Annotated in this window: 3 protein-coding genes; 1 reads left to right on the plus strand and 2 read right to left on the minus strand. The window is 60.9% G+C overall.

Annotated elements, in window-relative coordinates:
• On the minus strand, positions 1-117 hold a 117-nt coding region (locus tag EN781_RS33175), incomplete at its 3' end, for a conjugal transfer protein TraD (protein WP_145965818.1).
• A 1-nt stretch (position 118) separates the two neighbouring features.
• A complete protein-coding gene (locus tag EN781_RS33180) occupies positions 119-445 on the minus strand; it encodes a conjugal transfer protein TraD (RefSeq protein ID WP_127400762.1) in 327 nt (108 codons plus the stop codon).
• Between the two features lie 173 nt (positions 446-618).
• On the opposite strand from EN781_RS33180, the gene EN781_RS33185 reads away from it, so the two are divergent.
• On the plus strand, positions 619-988 hold a 370-nt coding region (locus EN781_RS33185; RefSeq protein ID WP_189347982.1), incomplete at its 3' end, for a MobA/MobL family protein.

A 988-nucleotide genomic window follows, 5' to 3' on the forward strand; every position in this document is an offset into this window, starting at 1 on the left:
ATATATGATGGTGCGATCATTGGCAGTCAGATCGACGATGCCTGCTTTGACGATTAGCCCGCCGAGTTCGATTAGATGTCGGGTGCGTTTGCGGCGCTCAACCTGCCAATGGCGCATGTCATTGCGGGCCCGCGCTGCCCGATGGCGATTGCGCGCTGCGTTGTTGCGCTGGTGCGCCACGTCGGTTGCTCTCAGATGCCGGAGCAGTTCGCCGGGACCCGCTCTCGAAAAACGTCACCCCGCGCTTGGCCCATGCCTCACGCTTTGAGGTGTCTTTGGTTTCAGCGATTGCGACCAATGCGCCGGCCAGTTCGTCGTTGCCCAGTCGATCGGCGCCTGTGGCGATCACCAGCTCGCCAAGCTGCTGAACCTTTCGAGTTTTGAGTTCTCGCGCCTTGTCTTCCAGTGCCTTCAGTTCCGCGTCGAAGTCCCGTGGCTTACGCATGTGCTATCTCCTTCGGTTGTCGATGTCGCGATGATAGGCGAACGCCTGCCGGAAGGCTTCAGGGTTGCCGAGACAGCCGGGGACGGGCTGGTCCATCCCGAGAACTTTTCGAGGGAGGGCGCGCTTATACGTCGTGCCGACGTGCGCTTTGACGTGCAAATGATCTGGTCGCGATGGCGATCTATCATCTTCACGTGAAGGTCATTGGCCGCAAGGCTGGCTCGAGTGCTGTTGCCTCGGCCGCCTACCGCTCGGCCACGCGGCTACGCGATGAGCGCATCGAACGCAGTCATGATTTCTCGGCCAAACGCGGCGTCGTCCATTCCGAGGTGATATTGCCGGACAATGCGCCCGAAGCCTGGAGCGATCGCGAGCGGCTGTGGAACGATGTTGAAGCCTTCGAGGTGAGGAAGGACGCGCAGCTTGCCCGCGAGGTCGAATTCGCCATTCCGTGCGAGATGACGCAATCGCAGGGTATCGCCCTGGCCCGCGACTTCGTGCAGTCCGAGTTCTTGGATCAGGGCATGGTCGCCGATCTCAACG

Source organism: Mesorhizobium sp. M4A.F.Ca.ET.090.04.2.1, assembly GCF_003999085.1.
Classification (GTDB): domain Bacteria; phylum Pseudomonadota; class Alphaproteobacteria; order Rhizobiales; family Rhizobiaceae; genus Mesorhizobium.